Below are 4,637 nucleotides of genomic sequence, written 5' to 3' on the forward strand. Positions count from 1 at the left end.
GCCCCCTCCCGGCTGCGCCGCTGCTGGCGCTCCCGCGCCTGCGCCCACTCCCGGCTGCGCCCCAGCAGGCGTCCCCTCTCCACCGTCGGGTCTCGCCCCGATCAGCAAGCTCGCCGTATCGCGAAGCTGCTGAACAAGCTGCCGCACGTTTTGCAGCAGCTCACGGCTTTGCGGCGACAGCGAAGCGTTGCCTTCCAGCTCGCGTCCTGCAAGCTGTCCGAGCTGATCCAAAACCTCATGAAACGGCGGACCCTGCACCGCCTGTCGTACCGATGCTACCGTCTCCGGAGTCAACGGCAGTCCTTTTTGAAACGCGATGACTGCCGAAGAAAGCCATGCTTCTTGCGGCATATTCGGAGGCATTTGAGCCTGCAGCTTCGCAAACGCCTGCACATTCTCCTTCGTCAACGTAACTCCGGCCTGATGCAGAAGCTGCACCAACTGCCGGTTTGCCGGAGAATCAGGGAGTCCCATCGTTTTCACGATATCCGCAAGAGATCCGTCCGATATTTGCACGTTCGACTGCAGCGGCTTAAGGACCACCTGTCCGCCCGACGATTCCGGCTGCACTTGAAGCATCGTCACTTCCCCCGGCTTCAGCGGAGCTTCGAGCTGTGCCCGTACCTGCACCCCGCCGATGTTGACCAAAGCATCTTGCTCCGGTCCAACCTGAAGCACCATGCCCTTTACCACTTGCCCGACCTTCAGCTCCAAGGCTTTCGGCTCCGCCGCCTGCGCGTCGCCCGCCAATCCCCGGATCAATCCGCTGATATTCATCGCTGCCGCTCCTTCCATCTATACAAATAAAGCCGGCCTGGGCACCGCTTGTACGTCTCCCTGCCGGCTGCATTTCCGGTTCATTGTATATATCGGCTGACCGCCGGGCTTTTTTCAGCGCGGACTTGCAGCGACTAAAACAGCACCTGCTGTTCGTAAACGATGTTTCTTAGAAACGTTTTGCGATGCATCGGCGACGGACCATATTCCGTCAGACGCTCCCGATGCATTTTTGTCGCATATCCTTTATGTATCGCAATGCCGTACTCCGGAAATTTCATATCCCATTGCAGGCACATGCGGTCCCGTGTCACCTTCGCAATAATGGAAGCGGCTGCGATCGACTGGCTTAAAGCATCACCGTGTATGACGGCAAGCTGCTCCACGTCCACATCGACTTTCTCGGCATCGACAAGCAGCGAATCGGGAATGGGGTCCAGCTGTTCGACCGCACGTTTCATTGCGAGCCGTGCCGCCTGCTTAATATTGATCCGTTCGATCGTGTCGACGTCCGCCATCCCGATTCCGATGGATAGCGCCTCCTGCCGGATCACATCATATAACGCTTCCCGCTTTTTCTCGCTTAACTTCTTCGAATCGTCGACGCCTTCGAGCACCAGGCCTTTTGGCAAAATAACCGCCGCAGCGACCACATCGCCGAATAAGCAGCCCCGTCCGACCTCGTCAACTCCGGCCACGAGCGTTCTTCCTCGACCCCAGAGCTCTTGTTCGTATTCCAGCATTCCCTCACCCGCATTTCCTGCACCAAAATTCGACCTTGTCATTCGCCATGATGTTCCATTATACCGCAGGATTCGGGACCTGCCTATCCCCTTACGCATAAAACCGCGAATTCAAGCTTTTTCTCGTTTCGTCCAATAAATGTAAAATCACATTTTTTCCTTTTGCCGTCAACGTATAGTACTCTGCGGAACGACCCAGATCCACGAACAAACGGTCGTTATTTTGCGCAAGCCAAAAGTACAGCGGATGCTCTCTGCCATCCTTCAAGCTCAGAGCGATCGACATGTCGGGGGGCCGAATGTCCGGCTTGGCCGCCTCTGCGGTCGCTTCCTGTATCGCTTCGAGAAACTGTCCGATCGCATCCCGGGAAACGATCGAACCTGTATTGCCCGACGAATCGGTAACGATCAGGCTCGCAATATCTTCCGCCCGAATATCATGCGGCTGGTCCCAAGTCCGTTTTCCGGCGGCAAAATCTCTTCCCGCCTCGTGATTGCAAGCACTGAGCAATCCGATGCCGAATAAAGCGGCGACAACGGCCACCCGCATCCGCACTTTCCATCCGTTCATTCCGTTCATTTTCTCCCGCCTTTCAGCAGCTGTAACTATAAATACAGGACGTCGCACGCAACCGTTTTGTTTCTTCTTCCCAACCAAAAATTTTCAGGGCCTGTCCCTTGCGGCTCCCCAAAAATACAAAAAGGACCCGATTATGGAAAACCATAATCAAGTCCATGAACGCTATTGCCGAACTCGGCTGCAATAGAGGAGAACCGAGCACATTTATATACATATTTTTGTATAAATATACATTAATGGATATAAAAACTGCTAGACTTGCAAAACCATCGCTTCATTATAACTGCGCATCATCTGGGACACGGTTACCAATTTGTAGTTATTCCCAAGCAAATGCGGAAGCAGCATTTCGATGGCTTGTACCGTCTGGCTGCGGTCCTCGTCCGGATCGTCTCCGCTGCCGTCGTGAAATAAAATAATATCGCCTTTTTGCAGCGTTTCCAGCACCCGCTCCACAATCGTATCGGCACCCGGGAGACTCCAGTCCTTCGTGTTTTGATGATCCGGCCATATCACCGTATGGAGCCCAAGCCGATCGGCCGCCTCGACGGTATGCTTATTGAATTCGCCAAAAGGGGGGCGAAACAAGGCAGGCTCGATTCCTGTAATTTCTCGAATAATTCCGTTCGTCGTTTCCAGCTCGTTATAAACATCCTGCCTTTCGCATGCGGGCAAAGCAGGGTGGCTGTACGTATGGTTTCCTATTTCGTGCCCTTCTTCAACAATACGGCGAAGGAGGTCCGGGTATTGCTTGGCATAAGAGCCGATAACGAAAAAAGTGGCATAAGCTTGGTGCTTCTTAAACAAATCCAGAATTTGCGGAGTATAGACCGGATTCGGACCGTCATCGAACGTGAGCGCGAGCTGGCGTTCCCGCGAAGGCAATTGATAGATGATCATCGGAACTCTCCCTTCCAAGAGGAAAATAACAAGGAGAGGCGTTCGCTTCCTCTCCGAAAGCACGAGGTCCTCGGGTCGGATCGTCGCTATCGCTTGGATGCCATCGCCGTCTCGGATAATCGTTGGTACAAGACGTTGCCTAATTCCTCCGCGACCCGGTACACGGCCAGTATACTTTCCACGTGGGTTCCAAGAGCATCCTGGTTCAATAACGGGCCGATGACAAAGCCGTTATCCACTCCCTCAAGCTCGAAAGAATCCGGTCGCAATTGGAAGCCCCGCAAGGAAGCGTTCGTTTTAAAATGATTTTCGCGCGCCCGCAAATTGCGGATCAACGGGGAATCCGTCCGATTCACGCGCCCCGCTCCGGTGCAATTGACCACGATATCTGCCGTTAGCTCGATTTCCCCCTCCTGTCCATCCGCTTCGATATACAACCGCCCGTCTGCCTTGCTGTCAATATGGATAATTTTTGCCTGCGTGGCGGTGACAAGCCCTTCCGAGACAAATCGGGCAGCGATCTCGATGTACTCGCGCGCCGACGGACGCTGGCCTCCGGACGTCAGAGCTTCGTTCTCTTCGCCTTCAAAGACGCCGCCAGGCAAATACCCGCTTGAGGAAACGACATTGATGCTGCGCACAGCAGAGAGCAGCTCCGCCCGGTTCGACAGAAAATAGATCGCCTCAATCGCCGAAGCGTTCGAGCCTGCGATCAAGATATCCAGCTTCCGACCGGATGCTTTGGCGCGCTTCGCCACCGCCTGCTCCAGACCAGCATAGGCATCCTCGTACAAATCGTGGATGTACCCCTCATTCACGTTCAAGCCGCAGCTGTTGCTGCGCGGAATGCATCCCGTTGCCAGCACGAACGCCCGGCTATGAAAGCTTGAGTCGTCAGCCAGCCGAGTCGTAAAGCCGGCATCCTTCGGCTCGATATCCGTTACTTCTCCTGTAACGAACCCGACCTTGGCCAAATTACGCTCTTCCGCCAGCTGCACCGTTTGGCGAAGCAATCGTTCGACGTAGAAGCCGAACAGCTTCCGGGGCACATAAAGCTCGTCTACCTGCCCGCTATCGAGCTGCTCCTTATAGCGAAATATCCAAGCCTGCAGCAAACGATCTTCATGGTGCACGCCTTCATGGACCAGCTCCTTATAATGCAGCGACAGCCAGTCCCGAAACTCTTTCGGTGTCGATTGGGCGGCCGGTTCAATCAGCAAAAATCCGGACGGGCTTTGTTTCCCGTAAGGAATCCCGCGACCGAATTCGCCGAAACGGTCAATCATCACGATTTCGATCGGCTTTTCTCCCGCTTCCTTGCCCGCTTCCAGCAATCGGTTTAATACATGAATCACCACCCGACTTCCCGACAGTCCTCCGCCGGCAACTACCAAATCGGCATGATTAAGGTTAATCATCGCTTCTCTCCCGCTCCTTTTTCAACTATCTTTTCCACGCAATCTGTCGATATAAATCCCCGGATTCGATCCTTCGATATCGATAGCGCCTACGACGCGCGCATAGAACGGGGCCGCCTCCTTGGGACCGCCGATAATGGCATAGGCGTAGCCCAGATCCGCCATCGCATGCAAACAATGCAGCAGCAGCGCTTTGCCTACCTGCCCGCCCCGGAAAGC

The 4,637-nt window shown here is 54.6% G+C and carries 4 protein-coding genes and 2 pseudogenes; all 6 read right to left on the reverse strand.

Annotated features, from left to right (window positions below):
* Positions 1-777 (reverse strand): annotated as a pseudogene (locus QJ48_RS34725) (hypothetical protein); the annotation flags it as partial.
* Positions 778-911: 134 nt separating this feature from the next.
* The gene (locus QJ48_RS34730) at positions 912-1,520 is read right to left on the reverse strand and encodes a ribonuclease HII (RefSeq protein WP_054977806.1); all 609 of its coding nucleotides are present in this window, start codon (positions 1,518-1,520) and stop codon (positions 912-914) included.
* 91 nt (positions 1,521-1,611) lie between these two features.
* The gene (locus tag QJ48_RS34735; RefSeq protein ID WP_157261873.1) at positions 1,612-2,091 is read right to left on the reverse strand and encodes a hypothetical protein; all 480 of its coding nucleotides are present in this window, start codon (positions 2,089-2,091) and stop codon (positions 1,612-1,614) included.
* Between the two features lie 261 nt (positions 2,092-2,352).
* Complete coding sequence (locus QJ48_RS34740; RefSeq protein WP_054977808.1) at positions 2,353-3,000, reverse strand: polysaccharide deacetylase family protein; 648 nt, start codon at positions 2,998-3,000, stop codon at positions 2,353-2,355.
* An 86-nt stretch (positions 3,001-3,086) separates the two neighbouring features.
* Positions 3,087-4,418 (reverse strand): FAD/NAD(P)-binding protein, encoded by a 1,332-nt coding sequence (locus tag QJ48_RS34745; protein WP_054977809.1) that lies wholly within the window; start codon positions 4,416-4,418, stop codon positions 3,087-3,089.
* 21 nt (positions 4,419-4,439) lie between these two features.
* Positions 4,440-4,637 (reverse strand): annotated as a pseudogene (locus tag QJ48_RS37845) (hypothetical protein); the annotation flags it as partial.

It is taken from the genome of Paenibacillus sp. A3 (assembly GCF_001399685.1).
GTDB lineage: Bacteria > Bacillota > Bacilli > Paenibacillales > NBRC-103111 > Paenibacillus_G.

Excerpts from the sequence above, each read along its gene's own strand:
- QJ48_RS34730 (WP_054977806.1), bottom strand. The coding sequence starts at position 1,520 with ATGCTGGAATACGAACAAGAGCTCTGGGGTCGAGGAAGAACGCTCGTG.
- QJ48_RS34735 (WP_157261873.1), bottom strand. The coding sequence starts at position 2,091 with ATGAACGGATGGAAAGTGCGGATGCGGGTGGCCGTTGTCGCCGCTTTA.
- QJ48_RS34740 (WP_054977808.1), bottom strand. The coding sequence starts at position 3,000 with ATGATCATCTATCAATTGCCTTCGCGGGAACGCCAGCTCGCGCTCACG.
- QJ48_RS34745 (WP_054977809.1), bottom strand. The coding sequence starts at position 4,418 with ATGATTAACCTTAATCATGCCGATTTGGTAGTTGCCGGCGGAGGACTG.